At 56.0% G+C, this 26,444-nt stretch carries 24 protein-coding genes and 1 other annotated feature; of the genes, 17 read left to right on the plus strand and 7 right to left on the minus strand.

Features of this window, described 5'->3' with window-relative positions:
- Window positions 1-103: 103 nt before the first annotated feature.
- Window positions 104-1,771, minus strand: a complete 1,668-nt coding sequence (gene ettA, locus IAE50_RS06320) for an energy-dependent translational throttle protein EttA (RefSeq protein WP_042715999.1) — start codon at window positions 1,769-1,771, stop codon at window positions 104-106.
- Window positions 1,772-1,986: 215 nt separating this feature from the next.
- On the opposite strand from ettA, the gene sltY reads away from it, so the two are divergent.
- Together sltY and trpR are read left to right on the plus strand one after the other, a co-directional pair.
- On the plus strand, window positions 1,987-3,927 hold the full coding sequence (gene sltY, locus IAE50_RS06325; RefSeq protein ID WP_200579855.1) for a murein transglycosylase: 1,941 nt from the start codon (window positions 1,987-1,989) through the stop codon (window positions 3,925-3,927).
- Between the two features lie 75 nt (window positions 3,928-4,002).
- Window positions 4,003-4,332, plus strand: a complete 330-nt coding sequence (gene trpR / locus IAE50_RS06330) for a trp operon repressor (protein ID WP_023480369.1) — start codon at window positions 4,003-4,005, stop codon at window positions 4,330-4,332.
- On the opposite strand, the gene yjjX is transcribed toward trpR, so the two are convergent.
- Window positions 4,323-4,838: an inosine/xanthosine triphosphatase gene (yjjX, locus tag IAE50_RS06335; RefSeq protein WP_200579920.1), complete on the minus strand. Its 516-nt coding sequence runs from the start codon at window positions 4,836-4,838 to the stop codon at window positions 4,323-4,325. The genes trpR and yjjX overlap by 10 nt on opposite strands.
- A 99-nt stretch (window positions 4,839-4,937) precedes the next feature.
- On the opposite strand from yjjX, the gene gpmB reads away from it, so the two are divergent.
- Entirely contained in the window at window positions 4,938-5,585 is a 648-nt protein-coding gene (gene gpmB, locus IAE50_RS06340; protein ID WP_042715995.1) for a 2,3-diphosphoglycerate-dependent phosphoglycerate mutase GpmB, read from the plus strand.
- Here the strand turns inward: gpmB and robA are convergent.
- The gene (robA, locus tag IAE50_RS06345) at window positions 5,582-6,454 is read right to left on the minus strand and encodes an MDR efflux pump AcrAB transcriptional activator RobA (protein ID WP_200579856.1); all 873 of its coding nucleotides are present in this window, start codon (window positions 6,452-6,454) and stop codon (window positions 5,582-5,584) included. The two genes, gpmB and robA, sit on opposite strands and share 4 nt — an antisense overlap.
- Before the next feature lie 218 nt (window positions 6,455-6,672).
- On the opposite strand from robA, the gene creA reads away from it, so the two are divergent.
- Genes creA through creD form a run of 4 tightly spaced genes read left to right on the plus strand, consistent with a single transcriptional unit; the run spans window position 6,673 to window position 10,708 of the window.
- A complete protein-coding gene (gene creA, locus IAE50_RS06350) occupies window positions 6,673-7,146 on the plus strand; it encodes a protein CreA (protein ID WP_200579857.1) in 474 nt (157 codons plus the stop codon).
- Window positions 7,147-7,157: 11 nt separating this feature from the next.
- On the plus strand, window positions 7,158-7,847 hold the full coding sequence (creB, locus tag IAE50_RS06355; protein WP_042715991.1) for a two-component system response regulator CreB: 690 nt from the start codon (window positions 7,158-7,160) through the stop codon (window positions 7,845-7,847).
- Window positions 7,847-9,271 carry a two-component system sensor histidine kinase CreC gene (gene creC, locus IAE50_RS06360; protein ID WP_200579858.1) on the plus strand — a complete coding sequence of 475 codons (1,425 nt, stop codon included), beginning with the start codon at window positions 7,847-7,849 and terminating at the stop codon, window positions 9,269-9,271. The genes creB and creC overlap by 1 nt, the downstream gene beginning before the upstream one ends.
- Before the next feature lie 57 nt (window positions 9,272-9,328).
- On the plus strand, window positions 9,329-10,708 hold the full coding sequence (creD, locus tag IAE50_RS06365; protein WP_200579859.1) for a cell envelope integrity protein CreD: 1,380 nt from the start codon (window positions 9,329-9,331) through the stop codon (window positions 10,706-10,708).
- Between the two features lie 42 nt (window positions 10,709-10,750).
- On the opposite strand, the gene arcA is transcribed toward creD, so the two are convergent.
- Window positions 10,751-11,467 carry a two-component system response regulator ArcA gene (gene arcA, locus IAE50_RS06370; RefSeq protein ID WP_023480336.1) on the minus strand — a complete coding sequence of 239 codons (717 nt, stop codon included), beginning with the start codon at window positions 11,465-11,467 and terminating at the stop codon, window positions 10,751-10,753.
- Between the two features lie 94 nt (window positions 11,468-11,561).
- Here arcA and yjjY point away from each other — a divergent pair, with 94 nt between their 5' ends.
- The 6 genes from yjjY (at window position 11,562) to thrC (ending at window position 17,827) form a co-directional block, all read left to right on the plus strand.
- Window positions 11,562-11,702 (plus strand): protein YjjY, encoded by a 141-nt coding sequence (gene yjjY, locus IAE50_RS06375; RefSeq protein ID WP_086870418.1) that lies wholly within the window; start codon window positions 11,562-11,564, stop codon window positions 11,700-11,702.
- Between the two features lie 397 nt (window positions 11,703-12,099).
- Window positions 12,100-12,786, plus strand: coding sequence for a tRNA/rRNA methyltransferase (locus tag IAE50_RS06380; protein ID WP_200134206.1), 687 nt, complete (start codon window positions 12,100-12,102; stop codon window positions 12,784-12,786).
- 209 nt (window positions 12,787-12,995) lie between these two features.
- Window positions 12,996-13,064, plus strand: a complete 69-nt coding sequence (gene thrL / locus IAE50_RS06385) for a thr operon leader peptide (RefSeq protein WP_124971581.1) — start codon at window positions 12,996-12,998, stop codon at window positions 13,062-13,064.
- Window positions 13,003-13,120 (plus strand) — a sequence feature (Thr leader region). Its footprint overlaps the gene before it by 62 nt.
- Window positions 13,121-13,143: 23 nt before the next feature.
- The gene (gene thrA / locus IAE50_RS06390) at window positions 13,144-15,606 is read left to right on the plus strand and encodes a bifunctional aspartate kinase/homoserine dehydrogenase I (RefSeq protein ID WP_200579860.1); all 2,463 of its coding nucleotides are present in this window, start codon (window positions 13,144-13,146) and stop codon (window positions 15,604-15,606) included.
- A 1-nt stretch (window position 15,607) separates the two neighbouring features.
- Window positions 15,608-16,537, plus strand: a complete 930-nt coding sequence (thrB, locus tag IAE50_RS06395; protein ID WP_124969908.1) for a homoserine kinase — start codon at window positions 15,608-15,610, stop codon at window positions 16,535-16,537.
- 3 nt (window positions 16,538-16,540) lie between these two features.
- Window positions 16,541-17,827 carry a threonine synthase gene (gene thrC / locus IAE50_RS06400; protein WP_200579861.1) on the plus strand — a complete coding sequence of 429 codons (1,287 nt, stop codon included), beginning with the start codon at window positions 16,541-16,543 and terminating at the stop codon, window positions 17,825-17,827.
- 42 nt (window positions 17,828-17,869) lie between these two features.
- On the opposite strand, the gene yaaA is transcribed toward thrC, so the two are convergent.
- Both yaaA and IAE50_RS06410 read right to left on the minus strand, forming a co-directional pair.
- Window positions 17,870-18,643, minus strand: a complete 774-nt coding sequence (gene yaaA, locus IAE50_RS06405; RefSeq protein WP_200579862.1) for a peroxide stress protein YaaA — start codon at window positions 18,641-18,643, stop codon at window positions 17,870-17,872.
- A 74-nt stretch (window positions 18,644-18,717) separates the two neighbouring features.
- Complete coding sequence (locus IAE50_RS06410; protein WP_200579863.1) at window positions 18,718-20,154, minus strand: sodium:alanine symporter family protein; 1,437 nt, start codon at window positions 20,152-20,154, stop codon at window positions 18,718-18,720.
- A gap of 299 nt (window positions 20,155-20,453) precedes the next feature.
- Between IAE50_RS06410 and tal the strand changes: the two genes are divergently transcribed.
- The 3 genes from tal to IAE50_RS06425 all read left to right on the plus strand — a co-directional run bounded on the left by tal (window position 20,454) and on the right by IAE50_RS06425 (window position 23,531).
- Window positions 20,454-21,407 carry a transaldolase gene (tal, locus tag IAE50_RS06415; RefSeq protein ID WP_023480402.1) on the plus strand — a complete coding sequence of 318 codons (954 nt, stop codon included), beginning with the start codon at window positions 20,454-20,456 and terminating at the stop codon, window positions 21,405-21,407.
- Window positions 21,408-21,513: 106 nt separating this feature from the next.
- Entirely contained in the window at window positions 21,514-22,101 is a 588-nt protein-coding gene (gene mog / locus IAE50_RS06420; protein ID WP_200579864.1) for a molybdopterin adenylyltransferase, read from the plus strand.
- A 122-nt stretch (window positions 22,102-22,223) separates the two neighbouring features.
- Entirely contained in the window at window positions 22,224-23,531 is a 1,308-nt protein-coding gene (locus tag IAE50_RS06425) for an MFS transporter (RefSeq protein WP_200134211.1), read from the plus strand.
- A 49-nt stretch (window positions 23,532-23,580) separates the two neighbouring features.
- Here IAE50_RS06425 and satP read toward each other — a convergent pair whose 3' ends face one another.
- On the minus strand, window positions 23,581-24,147 hold the full coding sequence (gene satP, locus IAE50_RS06430; RefSeq protein ID WP_042715340.1) for an acetate uptake transporter: 567 nt from the start codon (window positions 24,145-24,147) through the stop codon (window positions 23,581-23,583).
- Window positions 24,148-24,445: 298 nt separating this feature from the next.
- Between satP and dnaK the strand changes: the two genes are divergently transcribed.
- The gene (gene dnaK, locus IAE50_RS06435; RefSeq protein ID WP_124969893.1) at window positions 24,446-26,371 is read left to right on the plus strand and encodes a molecular chaperone DnaK; all 1,926 of its coding nucleotides are present in this window, start codon (window positions 24,446-24,448) and stop codon (window positions 26,369-26,371) included.
- Window positions 26,372-26,444: the final 73 nt, after the last annotated feature.

Here is a 26,444-nt window from a genome sequence, read left to right on the forward strand (position 1 = left end):
ATAACAGAAAAACAAAAATACTTTTTTAGTGCGGGAAAGAAGAGGAATTTGCTGAGGGTTTGCGGGAAAAAAAGCGAATGGGTCTCCCCATTCGCTCTGCTTATTACTTGGTAATACGTTTGTACTTGATACGCTTCGGCTCCAGCGCATCGGCGCCCAGCGTGCGTTTCTTGTACTCTTCGTATTCGGTGAAGTTACCTTCGAAGAACTCCACTTTACCCTCATCCTGGTAATCCAGAATGTGGGTGGCGATACGGTCAAGGAACCAGCGGTCATGCGAGATAACCATCGCGCAGCCCGGGAACTCCAGCAGGGCGTTTTCCAGTGCGCGCAGGGTTTCGATATCCAGGTCGTTGGTTGGTTCATCGAGCAGCAGCATGTTGCCACCAACCTGCAGCAGCTTCGCCAGGTGCAGACGACCGCGCTCACCACCGGAGAGTTCGCCAACGCGTTTGCCCTGGTCGGTGCCTTTAAAGTTAAAGCGGCCAACGTAGGCGCGGCTTGGCATCTCGGTGTTGCCGATACGCATGATATCCAGCCCGCCGGAGACCTCTTCCCAGACGGTCTTGTTGTTATCCATCGCGTCACGGAACTGGTCAACAGAGGCCAGTTTCACCGTTTCACCAAGCGTGATAGTGCCGGCATCAGGCTGCTCCTGACCGGACATCATGCGGAACAGCGTCGATTTACCGGCGCCGTTCGGGCCGATAATGCCGACGATGGCTCCCTTCGGTACGGAGAAGGAGAGGTTATCGATCAGCTGGCGGTCGCCATAGGCTTTGCACAGGTTGCTGACTTCAACCACTTTATCGCCCAGACGCGCGCCTGGCGGAATAAAGAGTTCGTTGGTTTCGTTACGTTTCTGGTACTCGGTGCTGTTAAGTTCTTCAAAGCGTGCCAGACGGGCTTTGCCCTTCGACTGACGGCCTTTCGCGCCCTGGCGAACCCACTCCAGCTCTTTCTCAATGGATTTACGGCGAGCCGCTTCCTGAGAGGCTTCCTGCGCCAGACGCTGATCTTTCTGCTCCAGCCACGAGGAGTAGTTGCCTTCCCACGGAATACCTTCACCGCGGTCAAGCTCCAGGATCCAGCCCGCAACGTTATCGAGGAAGTAACGGTCGTGGGTAATCGCCACTACGGTACCTTCGAAGTCGTGCAGGAAGCGTTCCAGCCAGGCAACGGATTCGGCATCCAGGTGGTTGGTTGGTTCGTCGAGCAGCAGCATGTCCGGCTTTTCCAGCAGCAGACGGCACAGCGCGACGCGGCGGCGTTCACCCCCGGAGAGAGTGGCGATTTTCGCATCCCACTCCGGCAGACGTAGCGCATCGGCGGCGCGCTCAAGCTGCACGTTCAGGTTGTGACCGTCGTGCGCCTGGATAATCTCTTCCAGCTTGCCCTGTTCGGCGGCGAGCTTGTCGAAATCCGCCTCCGGCTCAGCGTAGAGTGCGTAAACTTCATCCAGACGTTTCAGCGCGTTAACCACTTCAGAAAGGGCTTCTTCAACCGATTCACGAACCGTCTGCTCAGGATTGAGCTGCGGCTCCTGCGGCAGGTAACCGATTTTAATACCCGGTTGCGCGCGCGCTTCCCCTTCGATGTCGGTATCAATACCGGCCATGATGCGCAGCAGCGTCGATTTACCGGCACCGTTAAGGCCGAGCACGCCGATCTTTGCGCCAGGGAAGAAACTGAGGGAGATATTTTTCAGAATATGACGTTTCGGCGGAACAACTTTGCCGACACGGTGCATGGTATATACGAATTGAGCCACGGTGGACTTCGCCTCTTTGTTATGAGTAGTGCATTTAACAGCGGAGTGTAGCCGTTTTCGCGCGCTAATCCCAGCCAGCGACGCTCACACTGTTAAATCACACCAGAAAGGTAAAAAAGTGTGCGTAACGTGGCGCGTTACGGCATGCCCGGTTAGCATTAACCCCTGTATGCGGCATGATGCTGTAAAAATGTGACAGATAAGAGGAAAGAGCTGTGCAGAGAGCTAAACATGCCGCCTGGCGGTTAGCGGCGGCCTGCGTGTGTTTGCTGTCCTTCAGCAATGCGGCGCGGGCGGACTCACTGGATGAACAACGCGATCGGTATGCGCAAATCAAAAGCGCCTGGGACAACAACCAGATGGACGTTGTGCAGCAGCTAATGCCGACGCTGCAAACCTATCCCCTTTACCCCTACCTGCAATACCGGCAGATCACCGACGATTTGATGAGCGAACCGGCGCTCACTGTCACCCAGTTTGTGCAGCAGTATCCGACGCTGCCCGCCGCGCGGACGTTGAAAAACCGCTTTGTGAACGAGCTGGCGCGGCGTCAGGACTGGCAGGGTTTGTTGGCCTTTAGCCCGGACAAACCCACGACCACCGAGGCGCAGTGCAACTACTACTTCGCTAAATGGAACAGCGGCCAGGCGGATGAAGCCTGGGCGGGCGCGAAAGATCTCTGGCTGAGCGGTAAAAGCCAGCCCAACGCCTGCGATCAGCTGTTTGGCGCCTGGCGCGCGTCGGGCAAACAAGATCCGCTCGCTTACCTGGAGCGGATCCGCCTGGCGATGAAAGCTGGCAATACGCGGCTTGTTACGCTGCTGGCGAACCAGATGCCGCCCGATTACCAGACCATCTCGTCGGCGATTGTGACGCTGGCCAACGATCCGATGACGGTGATGAGTTTCGCTACCACCACCGGAGCGACGGACTTTACGCGCCAGATGGCGGCTGAAGCGTTTGAAAGCGTGGCGCGCCAGGATGTGGAGAATGCCCGGCTGATGATCCCGTTACTGGCGCAGGCGCAAAAACTCAACGAAGAGCAGACGCAGCAGCTGCGCGAGACGGTCGCGTGGCGGCTGATGGGCAATGATGTGACCAGCGAGCAGGCGCGCTGGCGCGACGATACGATTATGCGTTCGCAATCCGTTTCACTGCTGGAGCGGCGTGTTCGTATGGCGCTCAGCAATGGCGACCGCCGCGGGCTGAACACCTGGCTTTCGCGCCTGCCGATGGAGGCGAAAGAGAAAGATGAGTGGCGCTACTGGCAGGCCGATCTGCTGCTGGAGCGCGGGCGTGAAAACGACGCCAAAGAGATCCTCCATGCGCTGATGCAGCAGCGCGGCTTCTACCCGATGGCTGCCGCGCAGCGTCTGGGCGAAGCGTATCAGTTGAAGATAGATAAGGCTGATGGCAACGTCGATCCGACCCTGTTGCAGAGTACAGAGATGGCGCGCGTGCGCGAGTTGATGTACTGGAAGATGGATAACACCGCGCGCGGCGAGTGGGCGAATCTGGTCTCCAGCCGCAGCCAGCAACAGCAGGCGCAGCTGGCGCGCTATGCTTTTGAGCAGCAGTGGTGGGATCTGAGCGTGCAGGCGACGATCAGCGGCAAGCTGTGGGATCAGTTAGAGGAGCGCTTCCCGCTGGCGTATCGCGATCTCTATACGCGCTATACCGGCGATAAGCAGATTTCGCCGAGCTATGCGATGGCTATCTCTCGCCAGGAGAGTGCGTGGAACCCGACGGCGCGCTCGCCGGTCGGCGCGAGTGGGCTGATGCAAATTATGCCTGCCACCGCCACGCACACCGTGAAGATGTTTTCGATCCCGGGCTACAGTAACTCCAGCCAGCTCTTCGATCCGGAAACTAACATCAAGATCGGCACCAGCTACCTACAGTATGTCTACCAGCAGTTTGGCGATAACCGTATTTTCGCCTCGGCGGCTTATAACGCCGGGCCGGGAAGGGTGCGTAGCTGGCTGAATAACAGCGGCGGCAAGCTGGATGCGGTGGCGTTTATCGAGAGCATTCCTTTCTCGGAAACCCGCGGTTATGTGAAAAACGTGCTGGCTTATGATGCCTACTACCGTTACTTCCTGCAGGACGAGAAAGCGACCATCCTCAGTGACGCTGAATGGCAGCGCCGTTACTGATTAGTGTGGTTTATGCTATGCTGCGTACTCATGCACGAGTACGCAGCATAAAAATCCCTAACACGGCGACAAACTATGACTCAGCAATCCCCCTATTCAGCGGCGATGGCCGAACAGCGCGAGCAGGAGTGGCAACGCTTTGTTGATCTGCTCAGGCAGGCGTACGACAACGAACTGCATATCCCGTTGCTTAACCTGATGCTTACGCCGGACGAGCGCGAAGCGCTGGGCACGCGGGTGCGTATTATCGAAGAGCTATTGCGCGGCGAGATGAGCCAGCGCGAGCTGAAAAACGAGCTTGGCGCGGGCATTGCGACCATCACGCGCGGCTCCAACAGTCTGAAAGCCGCGCCGACGGATTTGCGTCTGTGGCTGGAAAAAGCGTTACTTAACGCTCAACGATAAACGGCGTTATGGAACGGGCTAAGCGCTAAAATCACCGCCTGGTGATAGACGCTTTCGCGGGTCAGCGCCCCGGCGGTAAAGACGCCGATGGCTCCCTCTTTGCGGCCAATCTCATCAATGCCGGTATAGCGTGACATCACCGGCCCCAGCGCTTCGCCAGCGTTCACATCGCGCAGAATCACCTCCGGCAGCGGCAGCGTTGCCGAACGGGATTCGCCGGTTAACTTGCCATTCTCAATTACCACCCAACTGAAGGTGCTCCCTTCATCAATACCCGCTTCGATCGCCACCCAAAAATCTGCTTTTGGCCGTGCCGCGCGCGCGTTCCGTACGCGGTTTCGTGCGCCAGCTCGCGTTTCTTCACTGCCGAAGGGTTGTTCCGGGACGCCGCTCTCGACGGAAATAGCGTCAATATGGCAGCATCCTTCGCCGAAAATCTGGTTAAAAGCGTGCAGAATCGCCCGAATTTTGGCGGGATTGGTGGTAGCGCAGACAACTTGGTGCATAATCATCTAAGGCATGTCCGAGAGGAAACTGCTTTTCCCATGCGGACTTGAGCCTTCCTCAGAGAAATAAATTCATCGCAGTATAATGGATAACAATACATGTTACAGGTATACCTTGTTCGCCACGGTGAAACCCTTTGGAACGCCGAGCGTCGTATTCAAGGCCAGTCTGACAGTCCGTTAACCGACAAAGGCGAAACACAGGCCCGTCAGGTGGCGGAACGCGCGAAAGCACTGGGCATCACCCACATTATCACCAGCGACCTGGGGCGTACGCGCCGCACGGCGGAGATTATCGCGGACATTTGCGGCTGCGACGTGACGCTGGAACCGCGCCTGCGCGAGCTCAATATGGGCGTGCTGGAGAGACGCCCCCTCGACTCTTTAACCGAAGAGGAAGAGGGCTGGCGTCGTCAACTGGTCAACGGCACCGCAGATGGCCGCATTCCTGAAGGGGAGTCGATGCAGGAGCTGAGCGAGCGTATGCACGCCGCGCTGGCAGCCTGTCTCGAACTGCCAGAAGGCAGCCGTCCGTTGCTGGTGAGCCACGGCATGGCGCTGGGGTGTCTGGTGAGCACGATTCTTGGCCTGCCGGCCTACGCCGAGCGCCGTTTGCGCCTGCGCAACTGCTCCATCTCCCGCATCGACTATCAGCAGAGCCCATGGCTGGCGTCAGGCTGGGTGGTGGAAACCGCAGGCGACGTCTCACATCTGGACGCCCCTGCGCTCGATGAGATGCAGCGTTAACGGCGGATAGGGATCAGATACTCGCAGCGAATGTGCGTCGGCGGTTCACGATCGTTGGTGGCGTTACGCTGCGGGTAGAAGTGCTCGATATCCTGGCCTTTACGGCGCGTCAGCTGCAGCATCGGCATGCAGGTGCCGTAGACGGTCAGGATAAACTCCTGCAACCCTTCCGGTGCGCCATCATAGGAGAAGGCAACATAGTCTCCCCCTTCCAGCGCGACCGGCTGAGCGTTGCTCAGGTAACCATTCGCCTGCTCCGGCGGCAGGGCGGTGGTGTAAAAGACTTCCTGCTCGTCATCTTTTTCCTGGCTTGGCCGCGGCTCGTGCAGGCCGTACAACTCATCCGGGATGGTAGGTGCATTGCTTAAAAACTCGCGCCAGAACTGGATACGCATCTGGTTACGAAAATCGGAGATCTCCTCCAGCGCGCAGGTGTAGCTTTGCGTAGTGCCGATAAGCTTCATCGGCGGCAGCGTGACAAAGCTGTGCGTCGGTAAGGCGAACTCGCCCAGACGCAGCGGCGGCCGGATGCCAAACGAGTTCCAGTCCGGTGAACGGCGATAGAGCGCTGGGGTAACGGCAAACTGTTTTTTAAACGCGCGGGTGAACGTTTGTTGGGAATCGAAGCGATACTGTAGCGCGATATCAAGAATCGGGCGGGCGGTAAGACGCAGCGCAACGGCGGATTTCGACAAACGGCGGGCACGAATATAGGCGCCGATAGCGTGGCCTGTGACATCCTTGAACATCCTTTGCAAATGCCACTTGGAATAACCCGCTTTTGCCGCCACATTATCTAACGACAGCGGCTGATCGAGATGGCCTTCCAGCCAGGCAAGTAAGTCGCGAATGATGCCAGCCTGATCCATAAAATATCCTCTTCCATAGCACAGCAGCGGTGAACGCTTGATATCAGGGGAGGGATAATAGCGGGTTTTAAGGGGTTTAGCATGCAGTGTTTTTTTTGCGCTGACCCGCGCATTGTGACTGATTTTAATCATAAATTTTGTAAATGGGTGATCTGCAAACAGTTTCTCATATGAAAACTGAATAGTTGCGTAACGTAATATTCAAAAATGGTAACAATATGAAATATACAAAGTTTGTTATTCCTGCTCTCCTGTCGACCTCGCTAGCTTCCGCACAGGCGGAGCAGATTGGATCGGTGGATACGGTATTCAAGATTTTCGGCCCTGATCACAAAATCGTGGTGGAAGCGTTCGACGATCCCGATGTGAAAAACGTTACCTGTTATATCAGCCGGGCGAAAACCGGCGGTATCAAAGGCGGTCTTGGTTTAGCAGAGGATACCTCCGATGCGGCAATCTCTTGCCAGCAGGTAGGGCCGGTTGAGCTGAGCGATAAGATTAAGAACGGCAAAGCGCAGGGCGACGTCGTGTTCCAGAAGCGCACCTCGTTAGTTTTCAAAAAGTTACAGGTGGTTCGTTTCTACGATTCCAAACGTAACGCGCTGACCTATTTAGCCTATTCCGATAAAGTGGTCGAAGGTTCACCGAAGAACGCCATCAGCGCGGTGCCGATCATGCCGTGGGGTAAATAAGCAACGTGTCTATGCCGCAACCGCTGATTTGGCTGGTGGAAGATGAAGCCAGCATCGCTGAAACCTTACTCTATATGCTGCAACAGGATGGGTTTGCCGTCACCGCGTTTGAGCGGGGATTACCGGTACTGGATGCAGCGGCGCAGCGGTTGCCCGAATTGGTCATCCTTGATGTTGGCCTGCCGGATATCAGCGGCTTTGAGCTGTGCCGGCGTCTGCTGGCGCGCGCACCCGCGCTGCCGGTACTGTTTCTGACCGCGCGCAGCGAAGAGGTCGACAAACTGCTGGGGCTGGAGATGGGCGCGGATGACTATATCGCCAAACCCTTCTCGCCGCGCGAAGTGTGCGCCCGCGTGCGCACCGTGTTGCGTAGGTTGCAGAAAGCGTCGCTGCATAGCGACCGTATCCGCGTCGGCGAGTTTGAACTGGATGAAACCGCGGCGATTATCCTCTGGTGCGGCGAAACGCTGAATCTGACGCGGTATGAATTCCTGTTAATGAAAACACTATTGCAGGCGCCGGGCAGGATCTTCTCGCGCCAGCAGTTGATGGACCAGGTGTGGTGCGATGGGCAAGAGAGCTTCGATCGTACCGTCGACACCCATATCAAAACGCTGCGCGCCAAGCTGCGCGCAATCAATCCTCAACTGACGCCAATCAATACCCATCGCGGCATGGGTTACAGCCTGGGGCTGCGCTGATGCGTATCGGCATGCGCCTGCTGCTGGGCTACTTCCTGATTGTGGCAGTGGCCGCCTGGTTTGTGCTGTTTATCTTCGTGCAGGAGATCAAACCCGGCGTGCGTCGCGCCACCGAAGGCACGCTGATTGATACCGCGACATTGCTGGCAGAGTTTGCCCGCGAGGATTTGCTCAGCGGGCATGCGCAGGATGGGCGACTGGCGCAGGCCTTTTCCACCCTTCATCAGCACCCGATTAACGCCCATATCAACGGCATTCACAAAGTGCGCAACGAGTACCATGTCTATATGACTGACGCCAGCGGGCGCGTGGTATTTGATTCGACGGGCAAGGCGCTGGGCGAGGACTATTCGCGCTGGAATGATGTCTGGTTGACGCTGCGCGGGCAGTATGGCGCGCGTAGCTCACCCTTGTTTGCGGGCGATCCGCAAAGTACGGTGATGTATGTCGCTGCGCCTGTGATGGATGCGGGGCGGATCATTGGCGTGGTGAGCGTTGGTAAGCCCAACAGTGCCATGGATCCGGTGATAAAACGCAGCGAACGGCGCATTTTGTGGGCCGGCGGCGCGCTGCTTGGCATTGCGCTGCTGATTGGCGGGGCAATGGTCTGGTGGATCAACCGCGCGATCGGCAAGCTCGCTCGTTATGCGGATTCGGTAACCGAAGACCGCCCGGTGCCATTGCCTGAACTGGGCAGCAGTGAACTGCGCAAACTGGCGCAGGCGCTGGAGAGCATGCGCGTCAAGCTGGAGGGGAAAAACTATATTGAGCAGTATGTTTATGCCCTGACCCATGAGCTGAAAAGCCCGCTGGCGGCGATCCGCGGCGCGGCGGAGATCCTGCGTGAACATCCTCCCCAGCCAGTCGCGACCCGCTTCACGGAGAATATTCTCGCGCAGAATAGCCGTATGCAGCGCCTGGTTGAGAAGTTGCTGCATCAGGCGAAGCTGGAGAACCGTCTGGAGATCGCCTTTGCGCCTGTTGAGATGAGTGCGCTCTTTCAGCAATTGCAGGAGGAGCGAAGCGCGGTGGCAGCGGCAAAGGCGCTAAACCTTGTTTTTGAAGCCAACGATGCGGTGGTGGCGGGTGATAAAGAGCTGCTGGCGCAGGCGGTGGGAAACCTGCTGGATAATGCCATCGACTTTACACCTGCTGGTGGCAATATTGTGCTGCGCGCCGCAGAGGAAGCCGACAAGATAGTCATCACGGTGAGCGACAGCGGTGCCGGTATTCCTGATTATGCGCTGCCGCGCATCTTTGAGCGCTTCTACTCCCTGCCGCGCGGAAATGGGCAGAAGAGCAGCGGATTAGGGCTGGCCTTTGTCCAGGAGGTCGCGCGCTTGCATCACGGCGCTATCACCGTTTCCAACCGTGAGGAAGGCGGTTGCGAAGCCCGTCTGACACTTCACCCTCACTTCACATAACTTCAAATGCTTCACACATAGCCTCGTTATGCTGCGCGCATCACTAAGGAGAAGGCTATGTTGAAATCCCCCCTGTTCTGGAAAATGGTTACGCTGGCAAGTTGCCTGTGTGTATTACTTATCCCGCTGACAATGCTCAGCAGCCTGATTGGCGAGCGCGCCGATTATCGACATGACGTGACCGATACGCTGCGCCAGAGCAGCGCCGGCTCGCAAAAACTGATCGGCCCGCTGATCGCCATCCCGGTAACGGAAACCACCGTGTCGCTGGAGAGCAGCGGCGAAAACGAACCGCCGAAAGAGATACGCCGCAAGCAGAGTTTCATCCGTTTATGGTTGCCGGAATCGCTGATGGTCAACGGCAATCAGCAGGTTGAAACACGCAAAATCGGTATCTATGACGGGCAGATCTGGCACAACAACATTGATATTAACGCCGAGTTCGACCCGAAGCGGCTGGATATCAAACCGAGTGAAAATGTGACGCTTGGCGAACCGTTTATCGTGCTGGCGGTGAGCGACTCACGCGGCATTGGCCTGGTGCGCAGCACAAGCGTGAATGGCGAAGCGCTGCGCGTCGAGCCGGGGACCGGGTTGACGAGCGATCTGCAGGGCGTGCATATGCCGCTGGCGATGGAGAGCCTGCAAAAACCGCTCAAGCTGGCGATGTCGTTCAATCTGAGTGGAACCGGTGAATTTTCCGTGGTGCCGCTTGGCCGTAATAGCGAGATGGCGCTGAAGGGCGACTGGCCGCACCCGGGGTTTATGGGCGATTTCCTGCCGGAAAAACGTGAAGTGAGCGAGAGCGGATTCCAGGCGCACTGGCAGAGTAGCTGGTTTGCCAACAATCTGGACAGTAAAGTGCGCGATATGACCGTGCTCTCCAGTAAGAACAATTGGGAACTGCCGGCGTTCAGCGTCAATATCGTCACCCAGGCGGATCAGTATCAACTGACCGACAGAGCGATAAAGTATGCCATCTTGCTGATCGTGCTGACTTTCCTCGCCTTCTTCGTGTTTGAAAGCCTCACCGCGCGGCAGATGCACCCGATGCAATATCTGCTGGTTGGTCTGTCGCTGGTGATGTTTTATCTGGTATTACTGGCGCTCTCTGAACACACCGGATTTACCGTCGCGTGGATTATTGCCAGCCTGCTCGGTGCGCTGTTGAACGGCTTCTATCTGCAGGGCGTAATGAAAAGTTGGCGTGCCAGTCTGGGCTTTACCGCCGCGCTACTGCTGCTTGATGCGGTGATGTGGGGGCTGCTCAACTCTGAGGATAATGCGCTCTTACTGGGAACCGGCGTGCTGTTTGTGGCGCTGACCGCGGTGATGTTCCTGACGCGTAAATTTGACTGGTATGCGCTCTCGGCGGCAGGGATAAAACGGATCGCAGCAGAGCCTGCGACGGAAGATGAGTTAAGGATCTGGAAATAAAAAAAGCGGCGCACTGTGCGCCGCTTTTTCGTTTGCGTTCGTTTATTCCTGCAGATCGCCGCAGAAGCGGTAACCTTCGCCATGAATAGTGGCGATAATTTCTGGCGTATCCGGCGTTGATTCAAAGTGCTTACGGATACGGCGGATGGTGACATCCACGGTACGATCGTGCGGTTTCAACTCACGCCCGGTCATTTTTTTCAGCAGCTCAGCACGCGACTGAATCTTGCCCGGGTTTTCGCAGAAGTGCAGCATCGCGCGGAACTCACTGCGCGGCAGCTTATACTGCTCGCCGTTCGGGCTAATCAGCGAACGACTGTTGATATCCAGCTCCCAGCCATTGAATTTGTAGCTATCGACGCTGCGGCGCTCTTCGCTGATGGTACCGAGATTCATGGTACGGGACAGCAGGTTGCGCGCGCGGATAGTCAATTCACGCGGGTTAAAAGGTTTAGTGATGTAATCGTCAGCGCCAATTTCAAGACCGAGGATCTTATCGACCTCGTTGTCGCGACCGGTCAGAAACATCAGCGCGACATTTGCTTGCTCACGCAGCTCACGCGCCAGTAAAAGACCATTTTTACCCGGCAGATTGATATCCATAATCACCAGGTTTACATCGTGTTCAGAAAGGATCTGATGCATTTCAGCGCCATCAGTCGCTTCAAAGACATCGTAGCCTTCTGCTTCGAAAATGCTTTTCAACGTGTTGCGTGTTACCAACTCGTCTTCAACAATAAGAATGTGCGGGATCTGCATGTTTGCTACCTAAATTGCCAACTAAATCGAAACAGGAAGTACAAAAGTCCCTGACCAGCCTGGTGCATGTCGAAAATTAACATGACGGCATAACATGACTAAAGTACGTAATTGCGTTCTTGATGCACTTTCCATCAACGTCAACAACATCATTAGCTTGGTCGTGGGCACTTTCCCTCTGAACCCGACAGTGTCAAAAACGGCTGTCATCCTAACCATTTTAACAGCAACATAACAGGCTAAGACGCAAATGACACCCAATAAAACTACGCTTCGTTGACATATATCAAGTTCAATTGTAGCACGTTAACACTTTAGCGAAATTCTGATAGCCAGCTGCTAGCTTCTATTACAAATTTTCAATAAACCAAGTAGTTGCGTGCGCTAATTGATAAATAGCCTGAATCCAACACAGGCAGACATTTCTGTATTAAAATGCCAAGAAGAAACAGAGGGATATGCCCGTTCTGTTAACATCTTAACAGGTAATATTGCTGATAAACAGTTTAGCTTTTTTTAAGCGTAGAGACGGGTCAGATCGGCGATTAGTGTTATGTAATTGTAAATTCGCTCCGCGTAATATGTTGATTGATGTCACATTTTTTCAGCGGGCATGAAAAAAGAAGGTTTCGATGCAACTGGCAATTGTTCTTGTCTCCCCCGCGCGAGCGGAAAACGTTGGCGCAGCGGCGCGTGCCATGAAAACGATGGGCTTTACTGATTTACGTATTGTCGACAGCGATGCCCATTTACAGGAAGCCGCACGGCGTGTTGCGCACGGTTCAGGAGAGATCCTGGATAACGCGAAACATTACGCGACGCTCGCCGACGCGCTGACCGATATTCCTTTCACCATTGCCACCACTGCGCGTAGCCGGGCGAAATTTCACTATTACGCGACGCCTGAGCAGCTCGTGCCGTTATTAGAGGAAAAAAGCGCCTGGCTTAGCGGCGCGGCGTTGGTTTTTGGGCGCGAGGATTCCGGGCTGACCAATGATGAACTGGCGCTGGCGGATATTTTAACCGGCGTGCCGATGGCGGCAGATTACCCTTCGCTTAATCTCGGCCAGGCGGTAATGGTATTTTGCTATCAATTATCTGCGTTAATGCAAAGTGCGCCGCAAACCATTTCTCAGGTTGATAATAACCAGTTAAGTGCACTGCGTTTACGGGCACATAATTTACTCAAAAAATTAGACGTGGTTGACGATATGAAAATGGTCGACTGGCTGGACCAGCGGCTTGGCTTACTTGAGCAGCGCGACACCGCCATGTTGCACCGTTTGCTTCACGATATCGAAAAAAAGCTTATCGAGTAACGCGCTGTAATAAGATTCTTTTATAGCTGAAGATGCTGCGATATCGATTTCTCATCGCCCTGATCGGGCTGTAAACGGCTCCGCTTTTAGCGCAGACGGGAATTGAATAAATTCTGCATAAATAAAAAATAAATTGACTTAAGCAGGCAGATACTTTAACCAATATAGGCATACAGCACAGACAGATAATAATACAGAGCACAACATCCATGGCACGCATCTGCACGATTACCACTATTACAACCATCACCATTACCACAGGTAACGGTGCGGGCTGACGCGTACAGGAAATACTGAAAAAAGCCCGCACCTGAACAGTGCGGGCTTTTTTTTCGAGCAAAAATCAAGGGGTAAAGCATGAGAGTGTTGAAGTTCGGCGGTACATCAGTGGCAAATGCGGAGCGTTTTCTGCGTGTTGCCGATATTTTGGAAAGTAATGCCAGGCAGGGGCAAGTCGCAACCGTACTCTCTGCTCCCGCAAAAATTACTAACCATCTTGTCGCGATGATTGAAAAAACCATCTCCGGACAGGATGCCATTCCCAACATTAGCGATGCGGAGCGTATTTTCTCCGAGCTGCTGCAGGGGCTTTCAGATGCGCAGCCCGGCTTTCCGCTCGCACAACTCAAAACCGTGGTCGATGCCGAGTTCGCGCAGATCAAACATGTTCTGCACGGCATCAGCCTGCTGGGCCAGTGCCCGGACAGCATCAATGCTGCGCTTATCTGCCGGGGTGAAAAGCTCTCTATCGCGATTATGGCCGGGCTGCTGGAAGCACGCGGTCACAAAGTGACGGTTATCGATCCGGTCGAAAAACTGCTCGCGGTCGGGCACTATCTCGAATCGACGGTCGATATCGCTGAATCCACGCGCCGTATCGAAGCGAGCCGTATTCCGCAGGATCATATGGTGCTGATGGCCGGTTTCACCGCGGGCAATGAGAAGGGCGAACTGGTGGTGCTTGGGCGTAACGGCTCCGATTACTCCGCCGCCGTGCTGGCCGCATGTTTACGCGCCGACTGTTGTGAAATCTGGACGGATGTTGACGGCGTATATACCTGCGACCCGCGCCAGGTGCCGGACGCCAGGCTGCTGAAGTCGATGTCCTATCAGGAAGCCATGGAGCTCTCCTACTTCGGCGCTAAAGTTCTTCACCCCCGCACCATTACCCCCATCGCCCAGTTCCAGATCCCATGCCTGATTAAAAACACCGGCAACCCGCAAGCACCAGGTACGCTGATTGGCGCCACCTCGGATGACGATTCATTGCCGGTTAAGGGCATCTCGAATCTTAACAATATGGCGATGTTCAGCGTTTCCGGTCCGGGAATGAAAGGGATGGTGGGCATGGCCGCCCGCGTCTTCGCTACCATGTCGCGCAACGGCATCTCCGTGGTGCTTATCACCCAATCTTCATCCGAATACAGCATCAGCTTCTGCGTGCCGCAGTCCGACTGCGCCCGTGCGCAGCGTGCGATGAATGAAGAGTTCTATCTGGAACTGAAAGAGGGGCTGCTGGAGCCGCTCGCGGTGATGGAGCGCCTGGCGATCATCTCTGTTGTCGGCGACGGCATGCGCACCTTACGCGGCATCTCGGCGAAATTCTTTGCCGCACTGGCGCGCGCCAATATCAATATCGTGGCAATTGCCCAGGGTTCCTCTGAGCGTTCCATCTCTGTTGTGGTCAGTAATGATGATGCCACCACCGGTGTTCGCGTCACTCACCAGATGTTGTTCAACACCGATCAGGTGATTGAAGTCTTTGTGATCGGCGTCGGGGGCGTTGGCGGCGCATTGCTGGAACAGCTGAAGCGCCAGCAGACGTGGCTGAAGAGTAAGCATATCGATCTGCGCGTCTGCGGCGTCGCTAACTCAAGAGCGCTGCTGACCAATGTTCATGGGCTGAACCTGGATAACTGGCAGGCAGAACTTGCCGACGCGAAGGAGCCGTTTAACCTTGGCCGACTGATTCGTCTGGTGAAGGAGTATCACCTGCTGAACCCGGTGATCGTCGATTGCACCTCCAACCAGGCGGTCGCCGATCAGTATGCCGACTTCCTGCGCGAAGGTTTCCACGTCGTCACGCCGAACAAAAAAGCGAACACCTCGTCGATGGATTACTACCATCAGCTGCGCCGCGCCGCAGAGAAATCGCGCCGCAAATTCCTCTATGACACCAACGTTGGCGCGGGTCTGCCGGTGATTGAAAACCTGCAAAACCTGCTTAACGCCGGTGATGAACTGCAACGTTTCTCCGGCATTCTCTCCGGCTCTTTATCCTTTATTTTCGGTAAGCTCGACGAAGGGATGAGCCTGTCGGAAGCAACAAAAGTGGCGCGTGAGATGGGCTACACCGAGCCGGATCCGCGTGACGATCTCTCCGGCATGGATGTCGCACGTAAATTGTTGATCCTGGCCCGTGAAACCGGGCGCGAGCTGGAACTGACGGATATCGTGATCGAGCCGGTTCTGCCAGCAAGCTTCGATGATTCTGGCGATGTCGACAGCTTTATGGCGCGTCTGCCGTCGCTGGATGATGAGTTTGCCAGCCGCGTGGCGAAGGCCCGTGACGCCAGCAATGTGCTGCGTTATGTTGGCAACATTGAAGAGGATGGCACCTGCCGGGTGAAGATTGCCGAAGTCGACGGCAACGATCCGTTGTATAAGGTGAAAAATGGCGAGAACGCGCTGGCGTTTTACAGCCACTATTATCAGCCGTTGCCGCTGGTGCTGCGCGGTTACGGCGCGGGTAATGATGTTACGGCGGCGGGCGTGTTTGCCGACCTGCTGCGTACGCTTTCGTGGAAGTTAGGGGTCTGAGATGGTGAAGGTGTATGCGCCGGCGTCTAGCGCCAATATGAGCGTAGGGTTTGATGTCCTCGGCGCGGCGGTAACGCCGGTCGATGGCACGCTGTTAGGCGACACGGTGTCGGTGGAAGCCGCTGACCACTTTAGTCTGCAAAACAGAGGGCGTTTCGCCAGTAAGTTACCGAGCGAAGCGCGGGAGAATATCGTCTATCAATGCTGGGAGCTCTTCTGCCAGGAGATTGGCAAGCAGGTGCCGGTGGCGATGACGCTGGAAAAAAACATGCCGATCGGCTCCGGTCTCGGCTCCAGCGCCTGTTCGGTCGTGGCGGCGCTGGTGGCGATGAACGAGTTCTGCGGTAAGCCGCTTGATGAGACGCGCATGCTGGCGCTGATGGGCGAGCTGGAAGGGCGCATCTCCGGCAGCGTGCATTACGACAACGTCGCGCCTTGTTATCTCGGCGGCATGCAGTTGATGATCGAGGAAGGCGGCATTATCAGCCAGCAGGTGCCATGCTTTGATGAGTGGTTATGGGTGCTTGCCTACCCGGGCATTAAAGTCTCGACGGCAGAAGCGCGCGCCATTTTACCGGCGCAGTATCGCCGTCAGGAGTGTATTGCTCACGGGCGTCACCTGGCTGGATTTATTCATGCCTGTTACTCCCGCCAGCCCGCGCTGGCGGCGAAATTGATGAAAGATGTGATTGCCGAACCCTATCGCATGAAGTTGCTGCCAGGCTTTGAGCAGGCGCGTCAGGCGGTGGCGGATATCGGCGCGCAGGCCTGCGGCATCTCTGGTTCTGGCCCAACGCTGTTTGCGTTGTGCGACAAGCCGGATACCGCGCAGCGCGTGGCCGACTGGCTCGGCAAACACTATCTGCAAAATCAGGAAGGCTTCGTTCATATTTGCCGGCTGGACACGGCGGGCGCAAGGGTAGTGGGATAACCAATGAAACTCTACAACTTAAAAGATCACAATGAGCAGGTCAGCTTCGCGCAGGCCGTCACACAAGGGCTTGGCAAGAATCAGGGGCTCTTCTTCCCGCACGATCTGCCGGAATTCAACCTGACGGAAATCGACGAGATGCTGGAGCAGGATTTCGTCAGCCGCAGCGCGAAGATCCTCTCCGCTTTTATCGGCGATGAGATCCCGCAGGAAGCGCTGGAAGCCCGCGTGCGTGCTGCGTTTGCCTTTCCGGCCCCGGTAAAACCGGTTGAAAACGATATCGGCTGCCTGGAGCTGTTCCACGGGCCGACGCTGGCGTTTAAAGATTTCGGCGGGCGCTTTATGGCGCAGATGCTGAGCGCCATCAGCGGCGATAAGCCGGTCACCATTCTGACTGCGACCTCTGGCGACACCGGCGCGGCCGTTGCTCATGCCTTCTACGGCATGAAGAATGTTCGCGTGGTGATCCTCTACCCGCAGGGCAAAATCAGTCCGCTGCAGGAGAAGCTCTTCTGTACGCTGGGTGGGAATATCGAAACGGTGGCCATTGATGCTGACTTCGACGCCTGCCAGGCGCTGGTCAAACAGGCTTTTGACGATGAAGGGCTGAAAAGCGCGCTGGGCCTTAACTCCGCCAACTCGATTAACATCAGCCGCCTGCTGGCGCAGGTGTGCTACTACTTCGAAGCGGTGGCGCAGCTGCCGCAAGAGGCGCGCAATCAGCTGGTGGTGTCGGTACCAAGCGGCAACTTTGGCGATCTGACTGCCGGGCTGCTGGCGAAGTCACTCGGCCTGCCGGTGAAGCGTTTTATCGCCGCCACCAACGCCAATGACACCGTGCCGCGTTTTCTGAAAGAGGGCGAGTGGCAGCCAAAAGCGACGCAGGCGACGCTGTCAAACGCGATGGATGTCAGCCAGCCGAACAACTGGCCGCGCGTGGAGGAGCTGTTCCGCCGTAAAATCTGGCGTCTGAACGAGCTGGGTTACGCGGCAGTGGATGATGAAACCACCAAAGCGACGATCGTTGAGCTGAAAGAGAAGGGCTACGTCTCAGAGCCTCACGCCGCAATTGCTTACCGCGCCCTGCGCGATCAGCTCCATCCGGGGGAATATGGCCTGTTCCTCGGCACTGCGCATCCGGCGAAGTTCAAAGAGAGCGTGGAAGCTATCCTTGGCGAAACGCTGCCGCTGCCGAAAGAGCTGGCGGACCGTGCGGATCTGCCGCTGCTCTCCCACTCCCTGCCTGCGGATTTTGCGGCGTTACGCCAGCTGATGATGCAAAAAGCGTAATCTTAAGCGTCCTCCACCTGCAGGTGGGGGACGCTTTTCCGCTTACTGTTCGTGGCGCTTAAACACCAGCTCGTCTGGCGTCGAGGCCACCTCATCAAAGAAGTACCCTTCGCGGTCAAAGCCCGTTAGCTGCTCCGGCTTCGTCAGACGCTGCTCAATGATGTAGCGGCTCATCAGGCCACGCGCTTTCTTGGCGTAGAAACTGATGACCTTAAAGGTGCCGTTTTTCTCGTCGAGGAACACCGGTTTGATGATGCGCGCATTGAGCTTCTTCGGCTTCACGGCGCGGAAATACTCATCGGACGCCAGGTTAACCACAATCTCATCGCCCTGTTCGGCGAGCGCCTCATTCAGCGTATCGGTGATGATATCGCCCCAGAAGTGGTAGAGATCTTTGCCTCTCTCATTCTCAAAACGAATACCCATCTCCAGACGATAGGGCTGCATTAAATCGAGCGGACGCAGCACGCCATACAGGCCGGATAACATACGCAGGTGCCGCTGGGCGAAGTCAAAATCCGCGTCGCTGAAGGTTTCAGCCTGCAGGCCGGTATAAACATCGCCTTTAAATGCGAGCAGCGCCTGGCGCGCGTTTTCCGGCGTGAAGTTGGGCTGCCAGTCGTGAAAACGGGTGGCGTTGAGGTCGGCGAGTTTGTCGCTTATCCCCATCAGCTTTTTGATCTGCGGCGCGGAAAGCGTGCGGGCGGTCTTAATCAGCTGTTGAGAGTGCTCCAGCAGTGCTGGCTGGGTGTAGCGCTCGGTTGCCAGCGGGCTCTGGTAATCGAGCGTCTTGGCAGGTGAAATCAAAATCAGCATGCTCACTCCTTGCTGTGTGAGAAATTTCCGCTGACTTTAACAAAAAAATCACCTGGCTTGATCGATAGTTGCGATTAGCGAGACGAAGGGGGCAGGGAGTCCCAACTGCCTGGCGCAAGCTGGCGCTGAATCTCCGGGTAACGCTGCGGGTTAAACACCGGCTCGACACCGAGTTTACGCTGGCGCAGATAGTCCCCCGCCAGCAGCTTAACGACTGGCGACAGCAGCAGGATGGCGGTCAGGTTAATCATCGCCATCAGCGCCATTACCACATCGGCAATATGCCAAATCAGCGGTACGCTGACCAAGGAACCGCACAGCACCATTACCACCACGACGCCCCGCAGCAGCAGCAGGTTGCCCCGGCTGTTGCGGCCTAAAAAGATCAGGTTGTTCTCGGCATAGAGGTAGTTTGCAAGGATTGAGGTAAAGGCGAACAGCAGCACCACCAGCGCGATAAACCCGGCGCTCCAGCCGCCAGCAAGAGAGACCATCGCCTGTTGCATCAACTGGATGCCGACAAGGCTGCTCTCTGCCGGCCCGTTACCTGCCAGCAGCAGCATCATCGCGCTGGCGGTGCAGACCAGAAAGGTATCCGTCAGCACACCAATCATCTGCACAATGCCCTGCGCAACCGGATGGGGCGGGGAGGAGGCTGCCATCGCCGCGGCATTCGGCGAGGAGCCCATTCCCGCTTCGTTAGTTGAAACACTGCGCTGAAACCCGCTGGTCATCGCCTGGCTCAGTGTCCAGGCCATTGTGCCGGTCGCCGCCTCTTGCCAGCCGAAGGCACTTTTAAAAATGGTTTCGAAGACCTCCGGTAACAGGCTGGCATGCCAGAGGCTGATGCTGAAGCTCACCACAATCCATGCCAGCGCAATCAGCGGCACCATCCACTGCATCAGACGGGAAAGCACCGCCAGACCACGGGTCATAAACAGCAGGCAGCCCACCGCCAGCACCAGACCGGTCAGCGTGCCCGGCACCTGCCAGGCGAAGTGAACGGCGCGCGTCACCACGCTGGATTGAATGGTGTTAAACACCAGCCCATAAGCGAGGAGCAGGAAAACGGAGAAGAGCACGCCCATCCAGCGCATGCCAAGGCCGCGCGCCATATACCAGGCCGGGCCGCCGCGCAGTTGATTATTGGCATCACGCTCTTTATAGAGCTGGGCCAGCGCGCACTCGGCGAAACTGGTCGCCATGCTGATAAGCGCCGCGATCCACATCCAGAAGATCGCGCCAGGTCCGCCAGCGGTGAGGGCGAATGCCACGCCCGCCAGGTTGCCGCTGCCTAAGCGCGTCGCCAGGCTCAGGCAGAGCGCCTGCCACGAGGTGAGGGCTCCGGGCGGCACGCTGCGGCCGCTTTTCAGACTTTTGCCAAAGTCGCGGAAAAAACGAAAGGGAACAAACAGGCTGCGAAATGCAAACCAGATACCCGCCGCTGCCAGCAGGTATACCATCAGCGAACCCCACAGGATCTCACTGATAAAAGAGAAGAATTCTGGCATTAACGACCCTCTTGTCGATGCCGGGGAAGGTAACCTGCAATGGCGCGTTTACAACGGGCTTATCCCTTCGCAGGCAATTAATCAGGGAGTTTATCATACAATGCCACCTGCATTGTCTGCGGTTGCGCTGACAGGGCGTCGTGTTATCATCTTGCCAGACCGGTTACATCCCCCTAACAAGTATACTCGTCATACTTCTCGTTCAGGTGCGCTGGCAGCCTTTGCGCCCGACAAGCCATAAAGGCGTCATCGGTCTCGACGTGATTTATTCAGGGTATCGTTTAAAGAGAAACATTATCATGACGGATAAATTGACCTCCCTGCGTCAGTACACAACAGTCGTGGCTGATACCGGAGATATCGCGGCAATGAAGCTCTATCAGCCGCAGGATGCTACAACCAACCCTTCTCTGATCCTTGGGGCAGCCCAAATCCCGGAATACCGTAAACTGATTGACGAAGCTGTGACATGGGCGCGCAGCCAGAGCAGCGATCGCGCGCAGCAAGTGGTTGATGCGTCTGACCGCCTGGCCGTTAACATCGGTCTGGAAATCCTCAAACTGATCCCGGGCCGTATCTCTACTGAAGTTGACGCGCGCCTCTCTTACGACACCGAAGGCTCCATCGCCAAAGCCAAACGCCTGATCAAAATGTATAACGATGCGGGCATCAGCAACGATCGTATCCTGATCAAGCTGGCTTCCACCTGGCAGGGCATTCGCGCAGCAGAACAGCTGGAAAAAGAGGGCATCAACTGTAACCTGACGCTGCTCTTCTCCTTCGCCCAGGCGCGTGCCTGTGCCGAAGCGGGCGTCTACCTGATCTCTCCGTTCGTAGGTCGTATTCTTGACTGGTACAAAGCTAATACCGACAAGAAAGAGTACGCTCCGGCAGAAGATCCGGGCGTGGTTTCCGTGAGCGAAATCTACCAGTACTACAAAGAGCACGGGTATGAAACCGTGGTGATGGGCGCAAGCTTCCGTAACACCGGCGAAATCATTGAGCTGGCTGGCTGCGACCGTCTGACCATCGCCCCGGCGCTGCTGAAAGAGCTTTCAGAAAGCGAAGGCGCGCTGGAGCGCAAACTGTCGTACACCGGCGAAGTAAAAGCGCGTCCGGAGCGCATCAGCGAAGCGGAATTCCTGTGGCAGCACAACCAGGATCCGATGGCGGTTGATAAACTGGCGGACGGTATCCGCAAGTTTGCCGTTGACCAGGAAAAACTGGAAAAAATGATCGGCGATCTGCTGTAATCATCAGGCGTGGCCGGGCTCCCGGTCACGCTTCTTCTCTCTACTCTGTTTGCCTCTCCCCTCAGCGTGTATCATTCCGTAAACGGTTTTATGCAACGGAATAATTATGGACACACTACGCATTGGTTTAGTTTCGGTTTCCGATCGCGCCTCCAGCGGCGTTTATGAAGACAAAGGCTTACCCGCGCTCGAAGCGTGGCTGGCATCGGCCTTAACCACCCCGTTTCATATCGAAACGCGCCTTATCCCTGATGAGCAGACCATCATCGAGCAGACCCTCTGTGAGCTGGTGGATGAGATGAGCTGTCATCTGGTGTTGACCACTGGTGGAACCGGCCCGGCGCGACGCGATGTAACCCCCGATGCCACCCTCGCCGTTGCCGATCGCGAGATGCCGGGCTTTGGCGAGCAGATGCGCCAGATCAGCCTCAATTTTGTGCCGACGGCCATTCTTTCGCGCCAGGTGGGCGTGATCCGTAAACAGGCGCTGATCCTCAACCTGCCGGGCCAGCCGAAATCGATTAAAGAGACCCTTGAAGGGCTGAAAAGCGAGAACGGTGAAGTGAAAGTTGCAGGGATTTTTGCCAGTGTACCGTATTGTGTACAGCTTCTTGATGGCCCCTATGTGGAAACGGATCCGCAGGTCGTAGCAGCTTTTCGTCCTAAAAGCGCAAGGCGCGAAACTTTATCCTGAAAGCAGCGCTTTTCTGACATATGCGATCCCGGCAGTGGCGTATTGATATTTTTACGGTATAGTCATTTTTAGTTTACATAACTCGTAAAAATATAATCGTTCACTCTTATCAACGGTTCGCTATGTCACATTACACACGCCCTCTGAACAAACAGGATTATAAAACCCTGACCCTCGCCGCCCTCGGCGGGGCGCTGGAGTTTTACGATTTCATCATCTTCGTCTTTTTCGCCGCCGTGGTCGGGGAACTCTTCTTCCCGGCCGATATCCCCGAGTGGCTGCGTCAGGTGCAGACCTTTGGTATTTTTGCCGCCGGTTATCTGGCGCGCCCGCTGGGCGGCATTGTGATGGCGCACTTCGGCGATCTGGTCGGGCGCAAGAAGATGTTCACCCTCAGCATTCTGCTGATGGCGCTGCCAACGCTGGCGATTGGCCTGCTGCCGACCTATGCCTCAATGGGCATAGTCGCGCCGCTGCTGCTACTGTTTATGCGCGTGTTACAGGGCGCAGCGATTGGTGGCGAAGTGCCTGGCGCATGGGTGTTTGTTGCTGAGCATGTCCCGGCGCGCCGCATTGGTATTGCCTGCGGCACGCTGACGGCGGGCTTAACGGTTGGCATCCTGCTGGGATCGGTGGTTGCCACGCTGGTCAATACCAGCATGACGCAGCAGGCGATCCACGACGGCGGCTGGCGTATCCCCTTCCTGCTTGGCGGCGCGTTCGGGCTGGTGGCAATGTATTTACGCCGTTGGCTGCGTGAAACCCCCATTTTCCTGGAGATGCAGCAGCGCAAAGCGCTGGCGCAGGAGCTGCCGGTTAAAGCGGTGGTGCTGAAGCACAAAAAGGCAGTAGTGGTCTCAATGCTGCTGACCTGGCTGCTCTCTGCCGGGATTGTGGTCGTCATTCTGATGTCACCGGTCTGGCTGCAAAAGCAGTTTGGCTTCGCGCCCGCCCTGACCTTACAGGCAAACAGCATCGCTACGGTCATGCTCTGCTTTGGTTGTCTGGCGGCGGGGCTGTTAGTCGATCGCTTTGGTGCCAGCCGCACCTTTATCGTCGGCAGCCTGCTGCTCGCCGCTTCGAGCTGGCTCTTCTATCACCGCGTTGGCAGCCACCCGGAACAACTCTTTCTGCTGTATGGCCTGGTTGGGCTGTGCGTGGGCGTTGTGGGCGCAGTGCCTTATGTGATGGTGCGCGCCTTTCCGGCGGAGGTGCGTTTTACCGGCATCTCTTTCTCTTACAACGTCTCCTATGCCATCTTCGGCGGGCTGACGCCGATTGCGGTGACGATGCTGATGAGCGTCTCGCCGATGGCACCGGCCTGGTACGTGCTGGCGCTCTCCTTGATGGGGTTTGGCCTGGGCGTTTGGCTGCGCCAGGATCTGCATCATGCCGATAGTGTGGCCGACACCCCGCTCGAATCCTTATAAAAAAACGGAGCCTTCAGGCTCCGTTTTTTATTGCTGGCACTTGAACGAATCAGTGCTTTTCGCCAATCGGCAGCACGGTGCGGCCAAACTGTTCGTTCAGCACTTCACCCATCGCAAGGTAGATCGCGCTGGCACCGCAGACGAGGCCAATCCAGCCCGCGATATGAACGATGTTTTCGTTATCCGCCAGATGTCCCACTGCCAGCAGCGCAAACAGCACCGTCAGGCTCAGGAAGACAAACTGCAACATGCGCGCGCTCTTCAGCGTGCCGAAGAACATAAACAGGGTAAAGACGCCCCAGATGGCTAAATAGACGCCGAGGAAGTGGCCGTTGGTCGCCTCTGTCAGCCCCATTTTCGGGAACAGCAGAATTGCTACCAGCGTCAACCAGAAAGAACCGTAAGAGGTAAAAGCCGTTAAGCCGAAGGTGTTGCCTTTTTTATACTCAAGCAGGCCGGCAAAAATTTGTGCGATACCACCATAGAAAATGCCCATGGCCAGGATAATGACATCCATCGGGAATAGACCAATATTGTGCAGGTTAAGCAGAATAGTGGTCATGCCGAAGCCCATTAAGCCCAGCGGAGCCGGATTAGCCAACTTAGTGTTGCCCATAATTCCTCAAAAGAATCAATTGATAAAGGGGAGAAATAATTACCCCGCGGGAGTTTTCTGCAAGCGGGGCGCGGCATCATAAATAGCGCCATCCGGCCTGTCTATGATCTGAACAGGTGGAAATTAAATATTTTTTTATTGTCTCCCCCTTGATGCGCGGCGCGGCGACCCCATCTTGTAGTCAACCGCATTTTGTGGGCTTGCAAAAAAATCAATACAGGGCAGTTGAAACCGTGAGGTTTGCCCTTATTACAGGTTCACAACCAGCTGATGACGAATTTTTAGTGGAGACGTTTAGATGGGTAAAATTATTGGTATCGACCTTGGGACAACCAACTCTTGTGTAGCCATCATGGATGGGGCTCAGGCGCGCGTGCTTGAGAACGCTGAGGGCGATCGCACCACGCCTTCCGTAATTGCGTACACACAGGATGGCGAGACTCTGGTAGGTCAGCCGGCTAAACGTCAGGCAGTGACGAACCCGCAAAACACGCTGTTTGCGATCAAGCGCCTGATTGGCCGTCGCTTCCAGGACGAAGAAGTCCAGCGTGACGTATCTATCATGCCTTACAAAATCATGGCAGCCGACAACGGCGACGCCTGGATTGATGTGAAAGGCAACAAAATGGCACCGCCGCAGATCTCTGCTGAAGTGCTGAAAAAAATGAAGAAAACGGCGGAAGATTACCTGGGTGAACCGGTAACTGAAGCGGTTATCACCGTTCCGGCTTACTTTAACGATGCGCAGCGTCAGGCGACCAAAGACGCTGGCCGTATCGCGGGCCTGGAAGTAAAACGTATTATCAACGAACCGACAGCGGCTGCGCTGGCTTACGGTCTGGATAAAGAGACCGGCAACCGTACTATCGCGGTATACGACCTGGGCGGCGGTACCTTCGATATCTCCATCATCGAAATCGACGATGTTGACGGCGAAAAAACCTTCGAAGTACTGGCGACCAACGGTGACACCCACCTCGGTGGTGAAGACTTCGACAGCCGTCTGATCAACTACCTGGTGGAAGAGTTCAAGAAAGATCAGGGTATCGATCTGCGCAACGATCCGCTGGCAATGCAGCGCCTGAAAGAAGCGGCAGAGAAGGCGAAAATCGAGCTCTCTTCTGCACAGCAGACCGACGTGAACCTGCCGTACATCACCGCAGACGCGACCGGTCCGAAACACATGAACATCAAAGTGACTCGCGCGAAACTGGAAAGCCTGGTCGAAGACCTGGTAAGCCGTTCTATCGAGCCGCTGAAAGTTGCGCTGCAGGATGCGGGCCTCTCCGTTTCTGACATCAACGACGTGATTCTGGTCGGTGGCCAGACCCGTATGCCGATGGTGCAGAAAAAAGTGGCTGAGTTCTTCGGCAAAGATCCGCGTAAAGATGTGAACCCGGATGAAGCAGTTGCTATCGGTGCTGCGGTTCAGGGCGGCGTTCTGACCGGTGAAGTTAAAGACGTTCTGCTGCTGGACGTTACCCCGCTGTCGCTGGGTATCGAAACCATGGGCGGCGTGATGACTCCGCTGATCAACAAAAACACCACTATCCCGACCAAGCACAGCCAGGTGTTCTCTACTGCGGAAGACAACCAGTCTGCGGTAACCATCCACGTGCTGCAGGGTGAACGTAAACGCGCCTCCGATAACAAATCGCTGGGCCAGTTCAACCTCGACGGTATCAACCCGGCACCGCGCGGCATGCCGCAGATCGAAGTCACCTTCGATATCGACGCCGATGGTATTCTGCACGTCTCTGCGAAAGACAAGAATACCAACCGTGAGCAGAAGATCACCATCAAGGCTTCTTCTGGTCTGAACGAGGATGAAATCCAGAAAATGGTGCGTGACGCGGAAGCGAACGCCGAGTCTGACCGTAAGTTCGAAGAGCTGGTACAGACCCGTAACCAGGGCGATCATCTGCTGCACAGCACCCGTAAGCAGGTTGAAGAAGCAGGCGACCAACTGCCAGCTGAAGACAAAACTGCAATCGAGTCCGCGCTGAGCGAGCTGGAAACCGCGCTGAAAGGCGAAGACAAAGCGGCCATCGACGCGAAAATGCAGGCGCTGGCACAGGTTTCCCAGAAATTGATGGAAATCGCCCAGCAGCAGCACGCACAGCAGCAGGCGGGCGGCGCTGATGCTTCTGCGAACAACGCCAACGCGGCGAAAGATGACGACGTGGTTGACGCCGAGTTCGAAGAAGTTAAAGACAAAAAGTAATCGCCCTTATGCAGGGTAGATAACCAGCACGGGCGTCGGAGTTTTCTCCACGCCCGTGCTCGTATGTTAAGGG

Source organism: Kosakonia sp. S42 (assembly GCF_016624785.1).
Taxonomy (GTDB): domain Bacteria; phylum Pseudomonadota; class Gammaproteobacteria; order Enterobacterales; family Enterobacteriaceae; genus Kosakonia; species Kosakonia cowanii.

Excerpts from the sequence above, each read along its gene's own strand:
- IAE50_RS06410 (WP_200579863.1), bottom strand. The coding sequence starts at position 20,154 with ATGCCAGAATTCTTCTCTTTTATCAGTGAGATCCTGTGGGGTTCGCTG.
- creB (WP_042715991.1), top strand. The coding sequence starts at position 7,158 with ATGCCGCAACCGCTGATTTGGCTGGTGGAAGATGAAGCCAGCATCGCT.
- satP (WP_042715340.1), bottom strand. The coding sequence starts at position 24,147 with ATGGGCAACACTAAGTTGGCTAATCCGGCTCCGCTGGGCTTAATGGGC.
- trpR (WP_023480369.1), top strand. The coding sequence starts at position 4,003 with ATGACTCAGCAATCCCCCTATTCAGCGGCGATGGCCGAACAGCGCGAG.
- yjjY (WP_086870418.1), top strand. The coding sequence starts at position 11,562 with ATGACTAAAGTACGTAATTGCGTTCTTGATGCACTTTCCATCAACGTC.
- creC (WP_200579858.1), top strand. The coding sequence starts at position 7,847 with ATGCGTATCGGCATGCGCCTGCTGCTGGGCTACTTCCTGATTGTGGCA.
- IAE50_RS06425 (WP_200134211.1), top strand. The coding sequence starts at position 22,224 with ATGTCACATTACACACGCCCTCTGAACAAACAGGATTATAAAACCCTG.
- tal (WP_023480402.1), top strand. The coding sequence starts at position 20,454 with ATGACGGATAAATTGACCTCCCTGCGTCAGTACACAACAGTCGTGGCT.
- creD (WP_200579859.1), top strand. The coding sequence starts at position 9,329 with ATGTTGAAATCCCCCCTGTTCTGGAAAATGGTTACGCTGGCAAGTTGC.
- thrC (WP_200579861.1), top strand. The coding sequence starts at position 16,541 with ATGAAACTCTACAACTTAAAAGATCACAATGAGCAGGTCAGCTTCGCG.
- IAE50_RS06380 (WP_200134206.1), top strand. The coding sequence starts at position 12,100 with ATGCAACTGGCAATTGTTCTTGTCTCCCCCGCGCGAGCGGAAAACGTT.
- thrB (WP_124969908.1), top strand. The coding sequence starts at position 15,608 with ATGGTGAAGGTGTATGCGCCGGCGTCTAGCGCCAATATGAGCGTAGGG.
- yjjX (WP_200579920.1), bottom strand. The coding sequence starts at position 4,838 with ATGCACCAAGTTGTCTGCGCTACCACCAATCCCGCCAAAATTCGGGCG.
- creA (WP_200579857.1), top strand. The coding sequence starts at position 6,673 with ATGAAATATACAAAGTTTGTTATTCCTGCTCTCCTGTCGACCTCGCTA.
- robA (WP_200579856.1), bottom strand. The coding sequence starts at position 6,454 with ATGGATCAGGCTGGCATCATTCGCGACTTACTTGCCTGGCTGGAAGGC.
- mog (WP_200579864.1), top strand. The coding sequence starts at position 21,514 with ATGGACACACTACGCATTGGTTTAGTTTCGGTTTCCGATCGCGCCTCC.
- gpmB (WP_042715995.1), top strand. The coding sequence starts at position 4,938 with ATGTTACAGGTATACCTTGTTCGCCACGGTGAAACCCTTTGGAACGCC.
- dnaK (WP_124969893.1), top strand. The coding sequence starts at position 24,446 with ATGGGTAAAATTATTGGTATCGACCTTGGGACAACCAACTCTTGTGTA.
- thrA (WP_200579860.1), top strand. The coding sequence starts at position 13,144 with ATGAGAGTGTTGAAGTTCGGCGGTACATCAGTGGCAAATGCGGAGCGT.
- yaaA (WP_200579862.1), bottom strand. The coding sequence starts at position 18,643 with ATGCTGATTTTGATTTCACCTGCCAAGACGCTCGATTACCAGAGCCCG.
- arcA (WP_023480336.1), bottom strand. The coding sequence starts at position 11,467 with ATGCAGATCCCGCACATTCTTATTGTTGAAGACGAGTTGGTAACACGC.